At 71.7% G+C, this 19,516-nt stretch carries 19 protein-coding genes; 2 read left to right on the forward strand and 17 right to left on the reverse strand.

The features are described 5' to 3' along the window. A partial coding sequence (locus tag ABZ656_RS46570) for a DUF1330 domain-containing protein (RefSeq protein WP_360277131.1) occupies positions 1-387 on the reverse strand: 387 nt, incomplete at its 3' end. Positions 388-478: 91 nt separating this feature from the next. On the opposite strand from ABZ656_RS46570, the gene ABZ656_RS46575 reads away from it, so the two are divergent. Further along, a complete protein-coding gene (locus ABZ656_RS46575) occupies positions 479-1,450 on the forward strand; it encodes an LLM class flavin-dependent oxidoreductase (protein ID WP_360277159.1) in 972 nt (323 codons plus the stop codon). Positions 1,451-1,502: 52 nt separating this feature from the next. Here ABZ656_RS46575 and ABZ656_RS46580 read toward each other — a convergent pair whose 3' ends face one another. Together ABZ656_RS46580 and ABZ656_RS46585 are read right to left on the reverse strand one after the other, a co-directional pair. Continuing rightward, positions 1,503-2,339, reverse strand: a complete 837-nt coding sequence (locus tag ABZ656_RS46580) for an SDR family oxidoreductase (RefSeq protein WP_101402472.1) — start codon at positions 2,337-2,339, stop codon at positions 1,503-1,505. Continuing rightward, positions 2,336-2,827 (reverse strand): VOC family protein, encoded by a 492-nt coding sequence (locus tag ABZ656_RS46585; protein ID WP_360277134.1) that lies wholly within the window; start codon positions 2,825-2,827, stop codon positions 2,336-2,338. The genes ABZ656_RS46580 and ABZ656_RS46585 overlap by 4 nt, the downstream gene beginning before the upstream one ends. A gap of 303 nt (positions 2,828-3,130) precedes the next feature. Here ABZ656_RS46585 and ABZ656_RS46590 point away from each other — a divergent pair, with 303 nt between their 5' ends. Then, positions 3,131-3,925: a hypothetical protein gene (locus tag ABZ656_RS46590; protein WP_101402471.1), complete on the forward strand. Its 795-nt coding sequence runs from the start codon at positions 3,131-3,133 to the stop codon at positions 3,923-3,925. A 79-nt stretch (positions 3,926-4,004) separates the two neighbouring features. On the opposite strand, the gene hypE is transcribed toward ABZ656_RS46590, so the two are convergent. The 14 genes from hypE to ABZ656_RS46660 form a co-directional block, all read right to left on the reverse strand. Next, on the reverse strand, positions 4,005-4,994 hold the full coding sequence (gene hypE, locus ABZ656_RS46595; protein WP_360277162.1) for a hydrogenase expression/formation protein HypE: 990 nt from the start codon (positions 4,992-4,994) through the stop codon (positions 4,005-4,007). 91 nt (positions 4,995-5,085) lie between these two features. Further along, positions 5,086-6,210: a hydrogenase formation protein HypD gene (gene hypD, locus ABZ656_RS46600; RefSeq protein WP_360277137.1), complete on the reverse strand. Its 1,125-nt coding sequence runs from the start codon at positions 6,208-6,210 to the stop codon at positions 5,086-5,088. Then, entirely contained in the window at positions 6,207-6,515 is a 309-nt protein-coding gene (locus ABZ656_RS46605; protein WP_101402468.1) for a HypC/HybG/HupF family hydrogenase formation chaperone, read from the reverse strand. The genes hypD and ABZ656_RS46605 overlap by 4 nt, the downstream gene beginning before the upstream one ends. A 20-nt stretch (positions 6,516-6,535) precedes the next feature. After that, positions 6,536-9,016 carry a carbamoyltransferase HypF gene (gene hypF / locus ABZ656_RS46610; protein ID WP_360277141.1) on the reverse strand — a complete coding sequence of 827 codons (2,481 nt, stop codon included), beginning with the start codon at positions 9,014-9,016 and terminating at the stop codon, positions 6,536-6,538. After that, positions 9,013-9,783: a hydrogenase nickel incorporation protein HypB gene (gene hypB / locus ABZ656_RS46615; protein ID WP_360277144.1), complete on the reverse strand. Its 771-nt coding sequence runs from the start codon at positions 9,781-9,783 to the stop codon at positions 9,013-9,015. The genes hypF and hypB overlap by 4 nt, the downstream gene beginning before the upstream one ends. Positions 9,784-9,786: 3 nt before the next feature. Next, on the reverse strand, positions 9,787-10,182 hold the full coding sequence (gene hypA, locus ABZ656_RS46620) for a hydrogenase maturation nickel metallochaperone HypA (protein ID WP_101402465.1): 396 nt from the start codon (positions 10,180-10,182) through the stop codon (positions 9,787-9,789). Positions 10,183-10,477: 295 nt separating this feature from the next. Further along, positions 10,478-11,038, reverse strand: a complete 561-nt coding sequence (locus tag ABZ656_RS46625) for a hydrogenase maturation protease (RefSeq protein WP_101402464.1) — start codon at positions 11,036-11,038, stop codon at positions 10,478-10,480. After that, a complete protein-coding gene (locus ABZ656_RS46630) occupies positions 11,035-12,483 on the reverse strand; it encodes a hypothetical protein (protein WP_101402463.1) in 1,449 nt (482 codons plus the stop codon). The genes ABZ656_RS46625 and ABZ656_RS46630 overlap by 4 nt, the downstream gene beginning before the upstream one ends. Then, the gene (locus ABZ656_RS46635) at positions 12,480-13,178 is read right to left on the reverse strand and encodes a DUF6084 family protein (RefSeq protein WP_360277149.1); all 699 of its coding nucleotides are present in this window, start codon (positions 13,176-13,178) and stop codon (positions 12,480-12,482) included. The genes ABZ656_RS46630 and ABZ656_RS46635 overlap by 4 nt, the downstream gene beginning before the upstream one ends. Then, on the reverse strand, positions 13,175-13,831 hold the full coding sequence (locus tag ABZ656_RS46640; RefSeq protein ID WP_101402461.1) for a DUF5947 family protein: 657 nt from the start codon (positions 13,829-13,831) through the stop codon (positions 13,175-13,177). Before ABZ656_RS46640 ends, ABZ656_RS46635 begins: the two co-directional genes overlap by 4 nt. Further along, positions 13,828-14,439 carry a hypothetical protein gene (locus ABZ656_RS46645; RefSeq protein WP_360277152.1) on the reverse strand — a complete coding sequence of 204 codons (612 nt, stop codon included), beginning with the start codon at positions 14,437-14,439 and terminating at the stop codon, positions 13,828-13,830. The genes ABZ656_RS46640 and ABZ656_RS46645 overlap by 4 nt, the downstream gene beginning before the upstream one ends. Beyond that, a complete protein-coding gene (locus ABZ656_RS46650) occupies positions 14,436-16,220 on the reverse strand; it encodes a nickel-dependent hydrogenase large subunit (RefSeq protein WP_101402459.1) in 1,785 nt (594 codons plus the stop codon). Before ABZ656_RS46650 ends, ABZ656_RS46645 begins: the two co-directional genes overlap by 4 nt. Before the next feature lie 85 nt (positions 16,221-16,305). Then, positions 16,306-17,394 carry a hydrogenase expression protein HypE gene (locus ABZ656_RS46655; protein WP_101402458.1) on the reverse strand — a complete coding sequence of 363 codons (1,089 nt, stop codon included), beginning with the start codon at positions 17,392-17,394 and terminating at the stop codon, positions 16,306-16,308. Between the two features lie 49 nt (positions 17,395-17,443). After that, positions 17,444-19,255, reverse strand: coding sequence for an enoyl-CoA hydratase-related protein (locus tag ABZ656_RS46660; protein ID WP_360277156.1), 1,812 nt, complete (start codon positions 19,253-19,255; stop codon positions 17,444-17,446). Between the last annotated feature and the right edge of the window lie 261 nt (positions 19,256-19,516).

Genomic DNA, 19,516 nt, shown 5'->3' on the forward strand with positions numbered 1-19,516 from the left:
AACCAGATCCAGACCGCGCTGCCGCAGGACGTCTCCCCCGGCGAGACCGTCCTGGTCCACGCCCAGGTCAAGGCGCCCACCAACGCCGACTCCGGTCTCGAACCCGGAGACGATCACGACGTTGCAGTCGGCCGCGGCCTGCCGCAGCGGCTTCGCCTCCGCGTACGCGTCCGACTCGTACCAGGCACGCGCCGCTTCCACGGACTCGAATTCGAGGACGACCGTACGGTTGCCGTGCCAGCTGCCCTCCAGGACCTGGGGCCCTGTATCCACCGCCAGGACGGCGGCCCCGCCTTGCGTGATCGATCCCGCGGACGCCCGGCCGTAGGCCTCCATTCCGGCCTCGTCCTCGATGGCCTCGGTGAGGATGACATACCCCTTGGGCATTGGTTCCCCTTTATATCGATTATATCGATGAGCAATATTTTATGACGGTAAGTCAATTATGAGAGGGAAATAAGTCATACGGGATCTCGAACTGTCCTGCGGGCTCCCGCCGGGCCCTGACTTCGCGGACCTCGCCGTACTGGCCGAGGAGCTCGGCTACTCCAGGGTGTGGATCTACGACTCGGCGCCGCTGTGGGAGGACCCCTTCGTCCATCTCGCGCTCGCCGCGCGGCGGACGACCCGCATCGGGCTCAGCACGGCCGTCCTCATCCCCGGCCAGCGGTCGGTCATGACCATGGCTTCCGGCATCGCCACCGTCGCCCGCGTCTCCGGCGGACGCTTCCGGGCCTGCTTCGGTACGGGGTTCACGGCCCGGCTCGCGGTGGGCCGGCGCCCGATGACGCTGGACGCCCTCGCCGACTACATGACGGCCCTGCGACGACTGCTCGCCGGGGAGACGGCGATCGCGGACGGCAAGCCGGTGCGGATGCTGCACGCGGTCGGCCTCACCGCCTCGCGACCGATCCGGGTCCCGCTCTGGATCAGCGTGTTCGGTCCCCGGGGCACGGCGCTGGCCGAGAAGGTGGCCGACGGCGTCGTCGGACCTCCGCACCCCGCGCTCCCGACCGCGACCATCATCTCCGGCACCGTGCTCGACCCCGGCGAGGACCGCGACTCGGACCGCGTCCGTGAGGCGATCGGAGCGTGGCGGGTCGTCGACTGGCACAACGCGTACGCCAAGGGCGGCGCCGAGGCGGTCGACGCCCTGCCCGGGGGCCGGGCCTGGCGGGCGGCCCTCGGTGAACTCGCACCCGAGGACGAACGCCATCTGCTCACCTTCGAGGGCCATGTCACGCACCTCCCCGACCGCGACCGCCGACTCCTCGGCCACATCGACCTCAAGACGATGGTCGGTGACGCGGCCCGGGTCGGCAGAAGCCTGGCGCGGCTCGCCGACCTCGGCTTCCACGAGGTGGTCTACATGCCGAGCGGGCCCGACGTCGCCCGCGAACTGCGCGCCTTCGCCACCGCCCACCGGCAGCGGCCGGTGGCGGACCACTGAACTCACTGACACTCACGGGCACTCACGAGGCCGCACATGCGCTCGCGCGAACTCACTTGCGGTCGGCTCGTGTCCGGACGGCGGCGCACACACCGCCGTCCACGAGAAGGTCGATCCCGCTGAGGAAACCGGCCTCGGACGACAACAGGAAGGCGACGGCCGCGGCGACGTCCTCGGACCGCCCCTGCCGGCCGAGCGGGGTCTGCCGCAGCAGCAGCTCCATCCCCGGATGGCTCGCGGATTCCTGCCGCCCCTGAGGAGTGTCGATCAGCCCGGGGGACACCGAGCAGATACGGGCACCGAGCGGCCCGATGCGCACCGCCTCGCGCTGGACGAAGCGGTGCACCCCGCGCTTGGCCCACGCGTACGCGATACCGGTGTCCTCGATGCCCGGCCCGACGGCCTCGTGGACGCGGTCGAGGAACCGCTCGTCGAGCGGGTCGTCCAGCACGGCGTCGACGGCCGGGTCGGGGCCGGTGCCGCCGAGCAGCGGGGCCATCGACGCGAAGCACACCAGGGCCGTGCCCTCGGTGGCGAGCGGGCGGAGCGTCCGGGCCAGCAGCGCGGTCCCGACCAGGTCGACGGTGAAGATACGACGCCAGTCTGCCATGGTGGGCGAGATGCCCGCGGCGTGAGCGACGGCGCGCAGAGTGCCCAGTTCGCCGACGCGTGCGGCGAGCCCGGCCAGACCCTCGGCATCGGTGATGTCGAGGACGAACGGCTCGACGACGGCGCCCCGACCGGTGGCGGACAGGTCCTTGGCCGCCGCGGCCACGGTCGCCTCGTCCCGGTCGACGAGAAGCAGCCTGTCCACCTGGTCGGTGAGCCGCTGCGCGCAGGCCAGCCCCATCCCGCGGCCGGCGCCGGTGACGATCCCGACGGTCGTCATGCGCTCATCCCCCAGAACCGCTCCAGGCTCTGCTGCGCCACCCGGCTCACCAGCTCGACGCGGTAGCCGCTGGCCGGGCTGCGGAGGAACGCGAACGGGGCGCCGTCGGCACCCTTGCGCGTCGCCTCCCGGACGAAACCGTGGCGTTCCAGTTCGGCGGCGTCCGCGGCGACGGCGTCGGACCAGTAGCCGACGTGATGGACCGCGCCACCGGCCGCCGGCTCCCACAGGGTCCCGGGGACGCGCCGGACGATCTCGAGACGGGGTGCCGTCGTCGAGAACACGCACCCGAGCTCGACCACCGCGTCTCCGTCCGGCAGCGTGACCGGGACCGGTCCGCTGATCTCGCCGCACCACTTGTACCCGAACAGGGAGGAGAACTCGGCCAGGGTCGTCTCGAAGTCCTCGACGACGATGCCGAGATGGAACTGGTCCTGAGCCTTCAGCACCCGGCCGACGGCCGCCTGCCCGTACTCCGTCGCTTCCAACGTGTCTCCCTCGTCATTGAGTTCAACGACCACAAAGAAGTTCATTCTTCGAAATGAGAATGATGTTCTCACGCGCGGTCGGGAAGCGCAACGGAAGGACGGAGGGCCGTCACGAGGCCCGGCGACGACCTTTCTTCGTACCATCGGATCCGCGTCGTATCCCAACGGATCCGGGGATCGCGGCGCAGGTGTTCAGGTTGCGTTCAGGTCCCTCGCGAGTCCTGGCAACTCCTGCACCAGAAGCCCCAAAGCAATGGCAAAGACCCCTGTGACCAGGGCAGTTCGTCATGTCATCGTGCGGGCATGAGCACAGAGCACCTCACCCGCCGTCGTCGCGCCGCCGGCCCCACCCATCTGGCGAGCAAGGTCCCGGAAGTCACCGTCTACTTCTGGGTGATCAAGGTGCTCACCACCGGCATGGGTGAGACCGCCTCGGACCTCCTCGCCAAGACACTCGGGCCGATCCCCGCGGTCGGCCTCGGCGGGCTGGCCCTCGTGGTGGCGCTCTCCGTCCAGCTCAGGGCCCGTCGCTACGTCGCCTGGATCTACTGGACGGCGATCGTGATGGTCAGCGTGTTCGGCACCATGGCCGCGGACGTCCTGCACGTCGGCCTGGGCGTCCCGTACACGATCTCCACCCCCTTCTTCATGGCCGCGCTGGCAGCCGTGTTCGCCGTCTGGTACGCCAGCGAGAAGACCCTCTCCATCCACAGCATCCACACCCGCCGCCGCGAACTCTTCTACTGGGCCACCGTGCTGGCCACCTTCGCGCTCGGTACCGCCGCCGGTGATCTCTCCGCCACGGTCGGCCTCGGCTACCTCGGTTCGGCCGTGCTGTACGCCGTCGCCATCGCCGTCCCGGCCCTCATGCACAAGTGGGGCGCGCTCAACGCGGTGGCCGCGTTCTGGACCGCGTACGTCATCACCCGCCCGCTCGGCGCCTCGGTCGCCGACTGGATGGCCCTGAGCCACGCCCGCGGCGGCCTCGACCTCGGGCTGGGACCGGTCACCCTGTCCTGGACCGTCGCCATCATCGGCTTCGTCGGCTACCTGGCCGTGTCCCGCAACGACGTCGGGGACGCCGAGCGCCTCGCGTAGGACACCGGCCGTGCGGGTGTGACCGACGGGGTCGCGCTCGAAGTGGTGGACGACTGTCCGGGCGCGGCCCCGCCACTCCTCAGCAGATCCTCGGCAGCTGTTCCCCGATCGGCAGGTCGACCACCCGGGTGCCGCCCAGCCCGGTGCGGGCCACCACCATGCCCGGATGGGCGTCCACGACCTCGCCGATGGCCCTGGACTCCGTACCCAGCGGGTGCGCCCGCATGGCGTCCAGGACGGCGTCGGCGTGCTCGCGGGGCACGAACGCCACCAGCTTGCCCTCGTTGGCCACGTACATCGGGTCGAGGCCCAGGACGGCGCAGGCGTTGGCGACGGCCGGCGGGACAGGGACGTCACGCTCCCGGATGACGACGCCGGTGCCCGAGGCCGCCGCGATCTCGTTCAGGGCGGCGGCCAGCCCGCCCCGGGTGGGATCGCGCAGCACATGCAGATCCGGGGTGACGGCGAGCATGGCGTCGACCAGACCGCCGAGCGCCGCACAGTCGCTCTCGATCTCCACCCCGAACTCCAGGCCCTCACGCACGCTCATGATCGCCACGCCGTGCACGCCGATCGCACCGCTGACCATCACGACATCGCCGGGCACGACCCGCTGCGGGCGCAGGTCGACGCCCGCGGGGATGAGGCCGATACCGGCCGTGTTGATGAAGATCCCGTCGCCGTGCCCGGCCTCGACCACCTTGGTGTCACCGGTCGCGACCTCGACGCCCGCGGTCCGCGCCGCCGCGCCGAGCGCCTCGGCCACGCGGGCGACCGTCTCCATCTCGACGCCCTCCTCCAGGATGAAGCCGCAGGAGAGGTAGGCGGCCCGGGCGCCGCTCATGGCGAGGTCGTTGACGGTGCCGTTGACGGCGAGGTCACCGATGCTGCCGCCGGGGAAGAACAGTGGCCGCACCACGAAGGAGTCGGTGGAGAAGGCCATCCGGACACCGCCCAGCGACACTGCCGCGGCGTCGCCCAGCTGAGCGAGCACGTCACCGCCGAACGCCGGCGCGAAGACGTGCTGGACGAGTTCGGCGGACAGGGCTCCGCCTCCCCCGTGGCCCATGACGATCCGCGGCTGGTCGCGCAGCGGCGCCGGGCAGGTCCAGGCGGCGGGGTCGAGTACGGGCGTACGGAGTTCGGTGGTGTCGGTGGTCTCAGACAACGGGGGTCGCCTCCCGGGGCGCGGGGGTGAGGTCCAGGCGCCGGTAGAGGTAGTACGCGGCGCAGGCGCCCTCGCTGGAGACCATGGTGGCGCCGAGCGGGGTGCGAGGGGTGCACAGCGTGCCGAAGGCCTCGCACTCGTGCGGCTTGAGCAGTCCCTGCAGAACCTCGCCGCTGCGGCAGGCGGCCGGTTCGCGGGTCTGGATGCCGTCGACCGAGAAACGGTGCTCGGCGTCGTACTCCCGGTACTTCGGAGACAGCCGCCAGCCGCTGTCGGGGATCACCCCGATGCCGCGCCAGGCCCGGTCGGTGACCTCGAAGACGTCCTCCAGCATGGCCCGCGCGGCCGGGTTCCCTTCCGGGCGGACGGCACGGGGGTAGGCGTTGTCGACGGCGTGTTCGCCGCGCTCCAGTTGCGCGACGGTCCGGCGTACGCCTTCGAGGATGTCCAGGGGTTCGAATCCGGTCACGACGATCGGGACGCGGAAGCGCTCCGCCAGTTCCGGGTACTCCCCCACCCCCATCACGCTGCACACGTGCCCGGCCGCCAGGAAGCCCTGGACGCGGCAGGTCGGTGACTGCATGATCGCCTCGATGGCGGGCGGTACGCGGACGTGGGACACCAGCAGGCTGAAGTTCGGGATGCCGAGCTTGCGGGCCTGATACACCGTCATCGCGTTGGGCGGCGCGGTCGTCTCGAAGCCGATGCCGAAGAAGACGACCTCGCGGCCGGGGTTCTGCTGGGCGATCCGCAGGGCGTCGAGCGGCGAGTACACGACGCGCACGTCGCCGCCCGCGCCCCGCACCTGGAACAGGTCCCGTCCCGTGCCGGGCACTCGGAGCATGTCGCCGAAGGAACAGAAGATCACCCCGGGCCGGGAGGCGATCTCCAGCGCCTTGTCGATGACCTCAAGCGGGGTCACACACACCGGACACCCCGGCCCATGGATCAACTCGACCTGGTCCGGCAGGAGTTGGTCGATGCCGTGGCGGATGATGGTGTGCGTCTGTCCGCCGCAGACCTCCATCAGCGCCCATGGCCTGGTCACCGTGGAGTGGATGTCGTCGAGCAGCCGACGTGCCAGGTCGGGGTCCTGGAACTCGTCGATGTACTTCACTTCCGCGCCTCCTCTCCCGCGGACGGCAGGGCCTCGCCCGCCTCCGCGGCCATCTCCCAGGGGTCGCCGAACTCCGCCTGCAGCAGGCCGAGGGTGGCGAACAGTTCGAGCGTCTGCTTCGCCGACTCCTCGTCGAGGCGCTGCAGGGCGAATCCGACGTGCACGATGGCGTACTCGCCGACCTGGAGGTCGGGCAGGTACTCCAGGCACACCTCCTTGACCACACCGCCGAAGTCGACGTTGGCCATCCGGGTGCCGTCCCGTTCCTCGATGTCCAGCACTCTGCCGGGTACCGCCAGGCACATGGGCCTCTCCTCGCTGTTGGTCAGTCGTTGGCTCGGGTACGGTCCTCGGCGCGCGCGGCCACCACGAGCTGCCCGAGGGCCAGACCGCCGTCGCCCGGCGGGACCAGGTGGTGGCGCAGGACCGTGAATCCGTCCGCGCCCAGGGCCGCGGCGCAGGCGGAGGACAGCAGGGAGTTGGCGAACACCCCGCCGGTCAGGGCCACCGTCTCGACCGCGTGCCGTTCGCGGGCCAGCACGCAGACGCGGTGCACGAGCCCTGCGACGGCCCGGTGGAAGCGTGCCGCGACGACGGCCGGTCCGGCACCCGCGCGCAGGTCCTCGACGATCGCCGCGAGCACAGGTGCGGGATCCGCGAGCACGGGGCCCTCGTCCGCACCGCCGCTTGAACCCTGTGCGGGGCGGACGCCGCCGCCCGGCCCCGGGCCGGTGGCCGCCGGTGGCGCACTGTCGGTCAGTCCTGCCGGTCGTAGGGCGAACGCATACACGGCATGGTCCCCGGCGGGAGCTTGCAGCGCCGCGGCCTCCAGCTCCATCGCCGCCTGGGCCTCGTATCCGGCGGCGTGGCAGACGCCCGCGAGGGAGGACACCGCGTCGAAGAGGCGGCCCATGCTGGAGGTGGGGACGCAGTTCAGGTCGCGCTCCAACTGCCGTTCCAGCACGCGCCGTTCGTCGGGCGGGCAGGCGCTCACGCAGGCCAGCTCGTCCGACCACTCCATCCCCGCCGCGCGCAGATGCGCGAGCGCCATCCGGTACGGCCGTCGCACCGCCGCGTCACCGCCGGGCAGCGGCACATACGCGAGGTGTCCGAACCGGGTGAAGCCGTCGTAGTCGGCGAGCAGGATCTCCCCGCCCCACACCGCCCCGTCGTCGCCGTAGCCCGTCCCGTCGAAGGCGACGCCGATCACCGGCCGGCTGCCGTCCAGCCCGTGTTCGGCCATCGCGGCGGCGACATGGGCGTGGTGGTGCTGGACGCGTACGACGGGCCGGCCCGCCGCGTTCCGGTCGGCCCAGCGCGCCGAGCGGTATCCGGGGTGCCGGTCGGCCGCGAGCAGTTCGGGGCGTACGGGGGTGATGGACCCCAGTTGGGCCACGGCGCGTTCGAAGGCGTGCTGGGTGGCGAGGTCGTCCATGTCGCCGATGTGGGCGGACAGCCAGGCCCGGCGGCCCTCGCCGAGGCAGAGCACGTTCTTCAGGTCCCCGCCGACGGCGAGGGCCGGGCGCACCGGGGCCGGCAGGGTCAGCGGCAGGGGCGCGTAGCCGCGGGCGCGACGCAGCGGCAACAACTCACCGTCGCACACGCGCACCACGGAGTCGTCGCACGGCACATGGATCGGCCGGTCGTGGGTGAGCCAGCCGTCGGCCAGCCCCGCCAGCCGCTCCAGCGCCTCCCCGTCGTCGGTCACGATCGGCTCACCGGACACGTTACCGCTGGTCATGACGAGCAGCGGGGGTCCCTCGGGATCGCCGGGCAGTCCGAAGAGCAGGTGGTGCAGGGGGGTGTACGGCAGCATGACGCCGAGGTCGGGGCTGCCGGGCGCGACGGAGTCGGCGGGTCGTGGTGCCCCCGCCACGGGTACCTCCCTACGGCGGCGCAGCAGCACGATGGGGCGGGTGGCGCCGGCGAGCAGGCTCCGCTCCTCGGCACTGATCCGTACGAGGTGCCAGAGGTCGTCGAGGCTCCGGGCCATGACGGCGAAGGGTTTGTCCCCTCGGGCCTTGCGGCGGCGCAGCAGGGCGACGGCTTCGGGGTTCGTGGCGTCGCAGGCCAGGTGGTAGCCGCCGAGGCCCTTGACCGCGAGGATCGCGCCGTCCGCCTGGAGCCGTCGGGCCTCGGCGGCCGGGTCCGCTCCGGCGGCAGGCTCCGGTGGGCCACTCACGCCCGGCCGGGGGACGAGCAGCCGCAGTCGCGGGCCGCAGGCCGGGCAGGCGACGGGTTGCGCGTGGAAGCGGCGGTCGGCCGGATCTGTGTACTCGCGGGCGCAGTCGGAGCACATCGGGAAGCCGGCCATGGTCGTGTGGGAGCGGTCGTAGGGCAGGCCGGTGACGATGGTGAACCGGGGGCCGCAGTGCGTGCAGTTGATGAAGGGGTGGCGGTGTCGCCGGTCGGCGGGGTCGGCGAGTTCGCGCAAGCACTCGGCACAGGTGGCCGTGTCCGGCGGGATCAGGGTGCCGGCCGGTCCGCCCGTGCGGGAGGCGAGGATGGTGAACGCGGCGTCACCGGTGACGGGTACGTCGTCGTGGTGTACGGAGTCCACGCGGGCCAGCGGCGGTGCCTGGACGGCGACGCGGTCACAGAACCGGGCGACGGCCGAGGGGGCGCCCTCGACCTCCGCGATGACACCCTCGGGGGTGTTGGTGACATGGCCGGACAGTTCGAGGACGGTGGCGAGCGTGTAGACGTACGGACGGAAGCCGACTCCCTGCACCACACCCCGTACGGTGACCCGTCGGCGCAGCGGTGTCCCGTCGGCGACGGCGGCCGGGGAGGGCGGATGGCTCACGAGTGGGAGTGGGCCATGGCGCCGGCGCCGTGCGGGTGCTCATGGCCATGGTGATGGGGGGTGGGTGAGGCGCCGTCAGGTCGGCGTGCCATGACGGGCTCGTGGAGCGGGGCGCCGTCCGCGGCCGCCAGCGCCCGGTCGAGCAGGGCGCCGACGCCCCGGTCCCGGCGGGCCGAGGTCAGCAGCACGTCCACTCCGGGGTTGACCCGCTCGACGTTCGCACGGAACGCCGTCTCGTCGAACTCGACGGCCTCGGCGATGTCGGTCTTGGTGACCACCACCAGATGGGCGAGGCCGAAGGCGGTGGGGTACTTGAGCGGCTTGTCCTCGCCCTCGGTCACGGAGGCGAGCACGACTCTCAGGGTCTCCCCGAGGTCGTAGGAGGCCGGGCAGACGAGGTTGCCGACGTTCTCGACGAACAGCAGCCGGGTGTCGTCGGGCAGCCAGCCCTCCAGGTGGCGGCCGAGCATCCCGGCCTCCAGGTGGCACAGCCCGTCCGTGAGGATCTGTTTGACCGGGACGCCCGAGCGGGCCAGCCGCTGCGCGTCGTTCTCGGTGGCGAGGTCGGCGGTGAGCGCCGCGACGGGCACGGACCGCTCCAGCGCGAGCCCCAGTTCCCTTTCCAGCAGGGCGGTCTTGCCACTGCCGGGGCTGGAGAGCAGGTTGACGACCGTGGTGCCGCGGGCCGCAAGGCCGGCGCGCAGGGTGTGCGCGGTCTCGTCGTTCTTGGCCAGGACGGCCTGCTGCAGGTCGACCACACGACACATGGTTCAGCGCTCCTCGGAGATCGGTTCGCGGGGGTGGGCGTGCGCCGGGCCGTCCTCCCACTGCACGCTGAGGATCTGGAGTTCCCGGCCCGCCAGCAGCTCTGTGGTGGCTCCGCCGCACCGCGGGCAGGTCAGCGCGGGCGGCATGCCGACGGCCCATTCGTGCGCGCAGGGTGCGCAGCGGGCCCGTCCCGGCACGGCTTCGGTGACCAGTTCGGCGCCTTCCAGCACGGTTCCGGCGCAGGCCAGTTCGAAGCAGAACGACAGGGCATCGGGTACCACACCGGCCAGCTCGCCCACCTGAAGCCGTACCGAGCGCACGGCCTCGACGTCACCGGCCCGCTGCGCCGCCTCTTCCACCTGGCCGATCACCGCCATCGCGAGGGACATCTCGTGCATCGACCGGTCTCCGTCTCGGGCAGGGCGTCCGCCGCCCCTCATTAGAGGGGAGGCGTCCGAGGGCGGCGGACCGGCACGCCGTCGCCGGCCGGCCGCGTACGCCGTTCGCCGCAACGGCACGGCACGGCGCGCGTGGCAGGGGGCGTACAACCGGAAGGCGTACGACCGGGGGCGTCGGCTCACATGCTCCGGATCCGCAGATAGCGTCTGAGGTCGGGCAGGATCTGCACGAGGACGGCGGTGACAGCGGCGGCCAGCACGCCGCCGACGAGGGTCTTGATCATGGCTTCTCTCCTCACTTCGCGGCTTCGCCGACCGTGGCCCGCGGCGCGGACTCTCCCGGTTCGTCGGCCCGCAACAACTCTTCGATCAGCCGGACGGCCTCCGGTACGGCGGCCGACACCGGCGGGCTGAGCCCGATGCCCTCCTCGACGCAGGCGGGTTCGCATCCCACGACCAGCGTGCGGCGCGGCGGCTGCCCGCCGGTGCCGGCGCAGAGGGTCCCCAGCAGTGCGAGCACGGTGCCGGGGGTCATCCGGTGGCCGTCGAGCGGTACGCCGTGCGGCTCGGCCGCGTCGGCACTGTCGTGCTCGATGACGTACAGGGTGCCGGGGCGCTCGCCGCGCGCGGTGGCGTCCACCAGGATCAGGGTGTCGTAGCCGTCGAGGACCTGGTACGCGAGGTGCACGCCCCGTACGCCGATGTCCACGGCCTCGACGTGCGGGGGCAGTTGCCGCCCGGTGAGCGCGCGTACGGTTTCGACGCCGAAGCCGTCGTCCCCGAGGAAGATGTTCCCGATCCCGGCGACGAGGACCTTGCCGCTCTCCCGGCGGGGTGGGTCCGCGGGCAGGCTCATGCCTCGTCCTCCAGCGGTTCGACCTCGTCGGGCTGGAAGTAGAGGAAGCGGCCCTGTTCGCGGCGGATGTCGGCGCCCGGATCGTCCTCGACCGTCACCGCCAGGTGCACTCCGCCGTCCACGTCGTGCAGCACGGCCTCGACCTTCGCCGTACGGCCCGCGAGGAACAGGTCCTGCGCGTCGGTGCGGCGCAGCCCGGGCCGCAGCAGCACTCTGCTTCCCGCGCCCAGCGAGCGGCCGTCGACGACGATCCGGTCCTGCCCCGGGTCGAAGCCCGCGTCGCTCGCCGGGTCCCACCACGGGGTGTCGGGACGCGGCACGCCGAACTCGTCGGGGAAGCCGTCCGCGGCCGGGGCGGACGCCGTTCCCGTGCCCTCGCCCGCTCCGGCCACCTCGCGCAGACTGCGCACCGCCCCGTGCAGGCGCTCCAGGACCTCCGCCGGCATGGTGTCCGCCAGGTCGATCACGGCGGCCGCCCGGTCGTCGGTGCCCCGGGCCTCGCGCTTCTCCTCGTCGGTGAGCGCGGCGGTGCGCAGGGCGAGGATCTCGTCGATCTCCGTGGCGTCGTACAGGGCCCCGGGGCTCTCCGGCGCGATCGCCGGGTGGTCCTCCAGGATGATCGGCGAGGACAGCACCACGTCCCCGCGCCCGGGTTCGCCGGCGAGGACCGGCCAGGTGTGCAGATTGCGGCAGGACGCGACCGCGCCCTTCGCCCACTCGGGGGGATCCGTCATCGACAGGAACGACCCCGCGCTCAGCCCCATGAGGAGGTGGGTGGCGACCAGGGAGCGCGGGAGGGCCGCGTCCCGGTCGGCCGCCGTGCCGTCCGGGGGTGTCCAGGTGCTGGTGTTCTCGACGATCGCGGTCAGCCGCAGCACGCGGTAGGGCCCGTCGAGTTCGCTCGCGGACAACCGGAGCATGCCGCTCGTCTCCTCGTAGCGGCGGACCATCCGGCCGACGACGCGACCGGTCTCGTCGAGGACGGACTCGGTGTCCTCACCCGCGGGGCGGTCGAAGGAGACCCGCACTCCGTCGCCCAGGAGTTCATCGACGGGCACGACCGCCTCGACGCGCTCCTCCGTTCCCTCGTCCCAGGGGACCAGGGTCCGGTCCCCGAGCCGTAGTTCGGGGACCGTGTCGAAGCCGCCGTCCGGGCGCGCCTGCTGGACCGTGCGGCGCCGGGCGCGCAGGAAGCGCAGCTCGACCGCGAGGGTGGCGTCCGCCTTGGGTTCCATCAGGCATTCGGTGTGCTGGAAGTCGTGCTCCTCGCAGTCGGCTCCCCAGGCGGGCGGGACGAGCACGCCGAACTGCCAGCGCAGCCGGTTCTTGGCCGCGGAGGCACGGTACGGGTAGAGCACATAGCCCTCGAAGAGGACGGCGTCCGCCACCTGCCGGGCGAGGGCGAGGCGGGCCTCGGTCTCCGGGGCGAACGTGGTCACGCTCACGGAGCGGTCCTCCCGGTGGTGCTGGTGATGCCGGTGAGAGTGAACCTTCGGGGTGGTGCGGGAGCCGCCCCGCCGCTCTCGTCGAGCAGGGCCCGCACGGTCGCCTCCCAGGAGGGCAGGGCCCGTCGGGAGCGGAAGGCGAGCAGGGCGTCCATGGTGTCGCGGGGCAGCCGGATCCAGCCGCAGCCGGGGAAGTGCTGCTCGACCATCTCCCGCCAGGTGGCCACCGGCATCCGGAAGACCGCCTCCCGGTCCCACGGGACGGGTTCGACGCGAAAGCCGCCCGCTCCGGTGAACGCCGTGCCGGAGAACAGCATCAGCAGCGGCACCTCCCCGCTGGTCAGAGCGTCGAAGTAGCGGGTCGCGGCGATGTCCATGTCGTACGTGCACGGCACGACGAGGTCCGTCTCGGTCTCCCCCGTGAAGGCGGGGACCATGACGGAGACCTGGGCGAACTGCACCGGCTGGAGGGTGCTGCCCCAGCGCGAGCGCTCGCCGAAGAGGTCGGCGAGCCCTTCGGCCTCCGCGGTCTCGTAGCCGCGCTTGGCGGGCTCGATGCGGATCTGGCAGCGCAGGGCCATGGCGTGGACCGGTTCGTCGCCGGTCGCGGTGATGCGCAGCCGGAAGAGCAGGGTCGGTCCGGCGGCGAACCGGTCCGCGTGCACGCCGGTGCAGGTGAAGGCGAACTCCGTCACGCCGGGCGCTCCTCGCGTACGGGGCGGGCGCGTTGCCCGACGTGTTCGAAGAAGGTGTCGAGGGCGGCGCGGGCCTCGGCGCCGCCGTCGAAGCCCTGCCACAACAGGCGCATCCGGCCGACCAGTTCGTAGCAGATGTCGACGGGCACGAGATAGCACTCGCAGCGGCCCTCGTGGCGGCGCAGCAGCAGCGCCTCCACATCGGGTTCGAGCAGTTCGGCGAGGCGGCTGTCGCCGAGGACGGCGGTCCACGTCGCCGGATCGAGCTCGCTCTCGGTGGCCCCGGCCGGGCTCGGATAGAGGGCCACCAGCCGGTCGAGCGTGGCGTTGCGGAAGAAGAAGGCGACGCCGACCGGGATCTGCAGCGCCTCCCAGGCACTCTCGTCGAGGCGGTGGTCCGGGTCGGTGAGAAAGCGGTCCGGAACCGCACGGAAACGGCCGCGTGCGGCGCCCGGCTGTTCCATCAGCAGGGCGCAGGACGTACAGGCGCAGACGATGGCCCGGTGCTCGATGTCCACCAGGTGGCGGTGGCGTGCCTCGTCCACCGCCACCGCGCACAGTCCGCACCGCTCCGGCCGCGGTTCACGTCCGGTCAGGAACCTGCGCAGCCCGGAGCCGCGCGTGGCCGGGCGGGGAGCCGGGGGCGCGCTCATGGGGTCTTCGCCGGGGCCGGGCGGGCGGTGGTGCCTGCGCGGGTCCCGGGGCCGGTGCCGATCTGGAGGAGCGGGGGCTCCCCCGAGCGGTCGGCGGCCTGCACCTCGACCGCCGTGACCTCCGGCGCGAAGCAGGCGAGCGCGTCCTCGGCCGCCTGCTGGGCCGTCGTAGCACTCGCCGCGCAACCGCATCCGCCGCCTCCGGCCGCCCGCAGCCGCAGGGTGCCCGTCTCCTCGTCGAAGTCCACGACGTCCAGTTCGTGGTCGCGGACGCTGTCGAGCGCGCGGGTGATGCGGGTCGTCCGGTCCTCGGGGTGCAGGTCGTGCAGGACGAGGAGGCTCGCGACCAGTTCGTCGCCGAGCAGGCCCGCCAGGGGATCGCCGGGGGTTCTGCGCCCCACGGGCGTGGACAGCAGGTGGAGCATCCGGGCCAGGCCCGCCCCGTAGAAGTCCATGAGGGCCTGGACGAGTTCCTCGGCCGCCGCGCGGGCGGCCGGGTCACCGGTGGTGGCGAGCCGGTCGAGTACGTCCTCGATCCGCTGCCCGGTGCGCACCGCGTCGACCGCCGGTGCCGCCTTCGTCGCGTCGATGGTCGTGCCCGCGCTCATCCGCCCAGTCCGCTCAGGCCGGTGGGCACGTGCATCTTCTGGACGGTCTTGCCGCCACCGACGTACATGTGCACGCCGCACGGCAGACAGGGGTCGAAGCTGCGGACGGCACGCATGATGTCGATGCCCTTGAAGTTCTCCGGGGAGTTCTCCTCGAAGATCGGCGTGTTCTGCACCGCGTCCTCGTACGGGCCGGGCGTGCCGTAGGTGTCCCGGGTGCTGGCGTTCCACGGGGTCGGCGGGTACGGGTGGTAGTTGGCGATCTTGCCGTCACGGATCACCATGTGGTGGGAGAGCACACCGCGGACCGCCTCGGTGAAGCCGACGCCGATGCTCTCGTCGGGCACCTCGAACTTCTCCCAGGTCTGGGTGCGTCCGGCGCGGACCTCCTCCAGCGCCTTCTCCGCGAAGTGCAGGGCGACGGCGGCGGTGTAGGCCTGGAAGTAGGTGCGCGCGCGGTTGCGTTCCAGCGCGTTGCTCCAGCGCGGGATCTTCCACTCGAAGGTGGTCTCGGGCTTGGTCATGGTGCGCGGCAGGTTGATGACCACGCTGTGACCGGTCGCCTTCACATAGCCCGTGTCGACGAGGCCGGACAGGGCGGTGGACCACAGGCGGGCGATGGGGCCGCCGCCGGTGTCGAGGGCGAGGTGGTCCTTGCCGTCGAACCAGCGGGGCGACATGACCCAGCTGTACTTGTCGTCGAAGTTCCGCTTCTGCGGGGCGGGGATGGTGTGCTGGTTCCACGGGTGGCGCGGGTCGACCGGGTTGCCGAGCGGGTCGTGGGTGACGAACTGCTCCTGGCCCTCCCAGTCCTCGTAGTACGAACTGCCCAGCAGGATGCGGATACCGAGGTTGATCTTGGTGAGGTCGTTGGTGACGAGCTTGCCGTCGACGATCACGCCGGGGGTGACGAACATCCGCCGGCCCCAGTCCGTCATGTTGGCGTAGGTGAAGTCGCAGTACTCGGGGTCGTTGAGCGCGCCCCAGCAGCCGAGCAGCACCCGTCGGCGCCCCACTTCCTCGTACCCGGGCAGGGCCTCGTAGAAGAAGTCGAACAGGTCGTCGTGGAGGGGGACGACCCGCTTCATGAACTCCACGTAGCGCATCAGACGGCTGAGGTAGTCCGTGAAGAGCTGGACGGAGGCGATGGTGCCGACGCCGCCCGGGTAGAGCGTGGAGGGGTGCACATGGCGGCCCTCCATGAGGCAGAACATCTCCCGGGTGTAGCGGCTCACCTGGAGCGCCTCGCGGTAGAACTCGCCTTCGAGGGGGTTGAGGGACCGCATGATGTCGGCGATCGTGCGGTAGCCGTGCTCGGCGGCGTGCGGTGCCTCGGTGCGTTCGGCGAGTTCGAGGACGCCCGGGTTGGTCTCCTTGACCATCTTCTCGCAGTAGTCGACCCCGACCAGGTTCTCCTGGAAGATGTTGTGGTCGAACATGTACTCGGCGGACTCTCCGAGGTTGATGATCCACTCACCGAGGTTCGGGGGCTTCACGCCGTACGCCATGTTCTGCGCGTACACCGAGCAGGTGGCGTGGTTGTCCCCGCAGATCCCGCAGATGCGGCTGGTGATGAAGTGCGCGTCGCGGGGGTCCTTGCCGCGCATGAAGACGCTGTAACCGCGGAAGACGGACGAGGTGCTGTAGCACTCCGCGACCCGCTTCTGCTTGAAGTCGATCTTCGTGTGGATTCCCAGGCTGCCCACGATCCTCGTGATCGGGTCCCAGGCCATCTCCATCAGGCCGCTACCGTCGCCGGCCGCCTTCGTCTTCGGTGCCATCGTGTGTGTCGTGCCCTTCTTCGCGCGGGTGGTCCGGGAGGGTGTGGACGGGCTCGTGGAGCTGTGTCTCAGGTGGGGCGGGGGTTCACCACGGCGGCCGGTATCCGGTGGTGATCTTGTCTCCCGTGTGGCGCCACTTCGGCTCCTTGTCCACGGTGTTGATCGTGAGCGACCTGAGTCTGCGGACCACCGCGCCGTAGGCGCCGCTGGCCTTGGAGGACAACTTCGCGCCCGGAGGTTCGTCCATGAACGGCATGAACTTGTCGGGGAACCCGGGCATGGTGCAGGCGATGCAGATGCCGCCGACGTTCGGACAGCCGCCGATGCCGTTCATCCAGCCCCGCTTGGGCACGTTGCACTTGACGACCGGGCCCCAACAGCCCAGCTTCACCAGGCACTTGGGCGAGTCGTAGGCGGTCGCGAACTCGCCCTGCTCGTAGTAGCCCGCGCGGTCGCAGCCCTCGTGCACGGTGGCGCCGAACAGCCAGGACGGGCGCAGCTTGTCGTCGAGGGGGATCATCGGGGCGGAGCCGGCCGCCTGGTAGAGCAGGTACGTCAGCGTCTCCGCGAAGTTGTCGGGCTGGATGGGGCAGCCGGGTACGCACACGATGGGGATGCCGGCGTGCGACTTCCACTCCCAGCCGAGGTAGTCGGGCACGCCCATCGCGCCGGTCGGGTTGCCCGCCATGGCGTGGATACCGCCGTACGTGGCACAGGTGCCGATGGCGACGACGGCGAGCGCCTTGGGCGCGAGCCGGTCGATCCACTCACTGGTCGTGATCGGCTGGCCGGTCTCGGGGTTGTCGCCGAAGCCGCACCAGTAGCCCTCGGGCTTGATCGACTCGTTGGGGATGGACCCCTCGACGACCAGCACGAACGGGTCGATCTCGCCCCGCTCCCCCTTGAAGAACCACTCGATGAACGTGTCCGCGCCGCCGACCGGACCGCATTCGAAGTCGATGAGGGGCCAGTGGACGGCGATCTTGGGCAGACCCGGCAGATCGCCGAGCGCGATCTGTTCGATGCTCGGCTGCATGGCCGCCGTCAGCGCGACGGAGTCGCCGTCGCAGCTCAGCCCGGCGTTGATCCAGAGGATGTGGATCGTGGGCGTCTCGTCGGCGGGCGCACCACCGGCGTTCGTCGCGCCGGCCGTACTGGGTGTCGCCGCTGTCATGGGACCGCCTCCTCGGGGAGGTGAGGGACAAAAGCTTATTTTTCGACCATCAGCTCTCTTGGTACCAGCCATCCGGCCGACGCGAGAGGTCATCCAGGGCCGTTTCAGTGACACGCGCCCGCGTGGACCGTTCCGCTCCCGGGGCCGTCCTCGTGGCCGTGGTCGCCGCGAGGCCGAGGTGCGGCGGGGTGGACTGCGGTCGTCGCTTGTGGACGAACGCGCGGCGCAGGGCGTGGTAGGGGGCGTCCGGGTCGTCGAAGGTGCGGCGCATCCTGGTCAGCTCCCGCTCCCTGAAGGCGGCCAGGGGCTCGCCGCACTCCTGGCGTTCCAGTTCCGCCTTCTTCGCGGCGATCCGCGACGGTGATCCCGGCAGTGCCGCAAGCCGGGCCGCGAGGCGGCCGACCTGCGTGGCGAAGTCCCCGGGACCGCAGTCGACCACCCGGTCGACGAGCCCGAGGTCGCGGGCGCTCGCCGCGCCCATCGGCAGGGCCTCGCCCAGGAGCCGGTCGGCAGTCGCCGCACCCACGCGGCGCGGCAGTGTGTACGTCCAGTACTCCGAGCCGTACAGGCCCATGAGCCGGTAGTGCGGGTTGAGTACGGCACCGGCGCGGCACCAGACCTCGTCGGCGGCGAGGGCGAGCATCGTCCCGCCCGCCGCGGCGTTGCCCGCGACGGCGGAGACCACGAGCCGGTCCGTGGTGGTCAGGACCGCCTCGACGAGGTCGTCGATGGCGTTGATGTTGGCCCAGGACTCGGCGGCGGGGTCCTCGGCGGCCTCGATGACGTTGAGGTGGATCCCGTTGGAGAAGAAGTCCCGCTGCCCGCCCAGCACCAGCACCGAGGTGGGCCGCGCGCACGCCTGTCGGTAGGCGTCGAGAAGGCGTCGGCACTGCGTGGTGCTCATCGCTCCGCCGGGGAACGAGAACGAGAGGACTCCGACGCTCCCCTCCTCCCGGTACCCGATGTCCGTCCAGGTGCGCCGGCGCGGGTCCGCGGAATCCGGTGCGGCGAGCTCCGGCAGGGACGGCAGCCGGTCGCCGAGGGCCCGTGCGGCGGGCAGCTTGTACGTGGGCTGCTGTCCCGGAGCGCGCCTGCGCCGCAGTTCGGGGATCCAGACCGCGCCGTCCGTCGTGGCCCGGCAGATCGCCCCAGCCCGGGTGGCCAGCAGCTCGCCCGGGGCACCGCGCAGGCCGCCCTCGAGGTGACCGCCGTGCAGGTACCACTCGGCGCCGCACAGCACGTCCAGCACGCCGGGCTGCGAGTCCGCCGCGCGCAGTTTACGCAGGACGGTCTCGGTGGAGTCGGCGTCCCAGTCGATCCGCCGGACGCTCTGGTCGAGGTACGGGCGGATGCGCACCGGGGTGTACTCGGCGTGGGCCGAACCCTGTGGGCGTGGGGTGTGGGTACCGGAGGAGAAGCGTTCCACGGCGAGCAGGACGGCCTTGAGCGCGGCGTCGGCGATCTCGCCCCGGTACAGGTCGCTCTTGCCCACCGGCGGCACCGCGCAGTCGACGGACGCCCAGACGTCCCCGGCGTCCATGTCCTCGTCCGCCTGAAGGACCGTCACCCCCCATCGGTCGGCGCCCCGCTGGATCGCCCAGTCCAGCGAGGACGGCCCCCGGTCCCCGAAGGGCCCCGGGTGGACGATGAAGCACGGGTACGCGGCCCACACCTCGCGGGGGATCGCCGTCTTCAGCATCGGCGCGAGCACGAGGTCCGGCGCGTGCCGTCGGACGGCCTCGGCCAACGGGCGTTCGGGCAGCGCGAGTTCCACCGCGACCGTGTGCCCGTGGTCGCGCAGTTCGACGTGGACGCGCTGGGTGAGACTGTTGAAGGCGCTGGCCACGAGCAGGATGTGCACGGCGAGCTCCGGCGGCGGACGGTGCGGGCGGCGACGCCCCGGTCGACTGCGATGCTCGGACACGCCGAACCGCCGGGCCCCGACGACAGGCTGAGGGGTCACCCGAAAGCGGACGCCTACCCGCCACCCGGCGGCCCCGTGTCTGCGGCCTGAGCCGACGGACAGGACCTAGTGCCGCAACAGGCAACGTTCGCCCCGTCGCGACGCCCGGCACGCACTCTCGCCGCACCGGCCGAAAGCCCAAGTACGTCCAGTACGAGG

It is taken from the genome of Streptomyces sp. NPDC007095 (assembly GCF_040634475.1).
GTDB lineage: Bacteria > Actinomycetota > Actinomycetes > Streptomycetales > Streptomycetaceae > Streptomyces.

Coding starts and splice junctions, on each gene's coding strand:
- ABZ656_RS46580 (WP_101402472.1), bottom strand. CDS start 2,339: ATGACGACCGTCGGGATCGTCACCGGCGCCGGCCGCGGGATGGGGCTG.
- ABZ656_RS46590 (WP_101402471.1), top strand. CDS start 3,131: ATGAGCACAGAGCACCTCACCCGCCGTCGTCGCGCCGCCGGCCCCACC.
- hypE (WP_360277162.1), bottom strand. CDS start 4,994: ATGGGCCACGGGGGAGGCGGAGCCCTGTCCGCCGAACTCGTCCAGCAC.
- ABZ656_RS46605 (WP_101402468.1), bottom strand. CDS start 6,515: ATGTGCCTGGCGGTACCCGGCAGAGTGCTGGACATCGAGGAACGGGAC.
- hypB (WP_360277144.1), bottom strand. CDS start 9,783: ATGTGTCGTGTGGTCGACCTGCAGCAGGCCGTCCTGGCCAAGAACGAC.
- hypA (WP_101402465.1), bottom strand. CDS start 10,182: ATGCACGAGATGTCCCTCGCGATGGCGGTGATCGGCCAGGTGGAAGAG.
- ABZ656_RS46625 (WP_101402464.1), bottom strand. CDS start 11,038: ATGAGCCTGCCCGCGGACCCACCCCGCCGGGAGAGCGGCAAGGTCCTC.
- ABZ656_RS46640 (WP_101402461.1), bottom strand. CDS start 13,831: ATGAGCGCGCCCCCGGCTCCCCGCCCGGCCACGCGCGGCTCCGGGCTG.
- ABZ656_RS46645 (WP_360277152.1), bottom strand. CDS start 14,439: ATGAGCGCGGGCACGACCATCGACGCGACGAAGGCGGCACCGGCGGTC.
- ABZ656_RS46650 (WP_101402459.1), bottom strand. CDS start 16,220: ATGGCACCGAAGACGAAGGCGGCCGGCGACGGTAGCGGCCTGATGGAG.
- ABZ656_RS46655 (WP_101402458.1), bottom strand. CDS start 17,394: ATGACAGCGGCGACACCCAGTACGGCCGGCGCGACGAACGCCGGTGGT.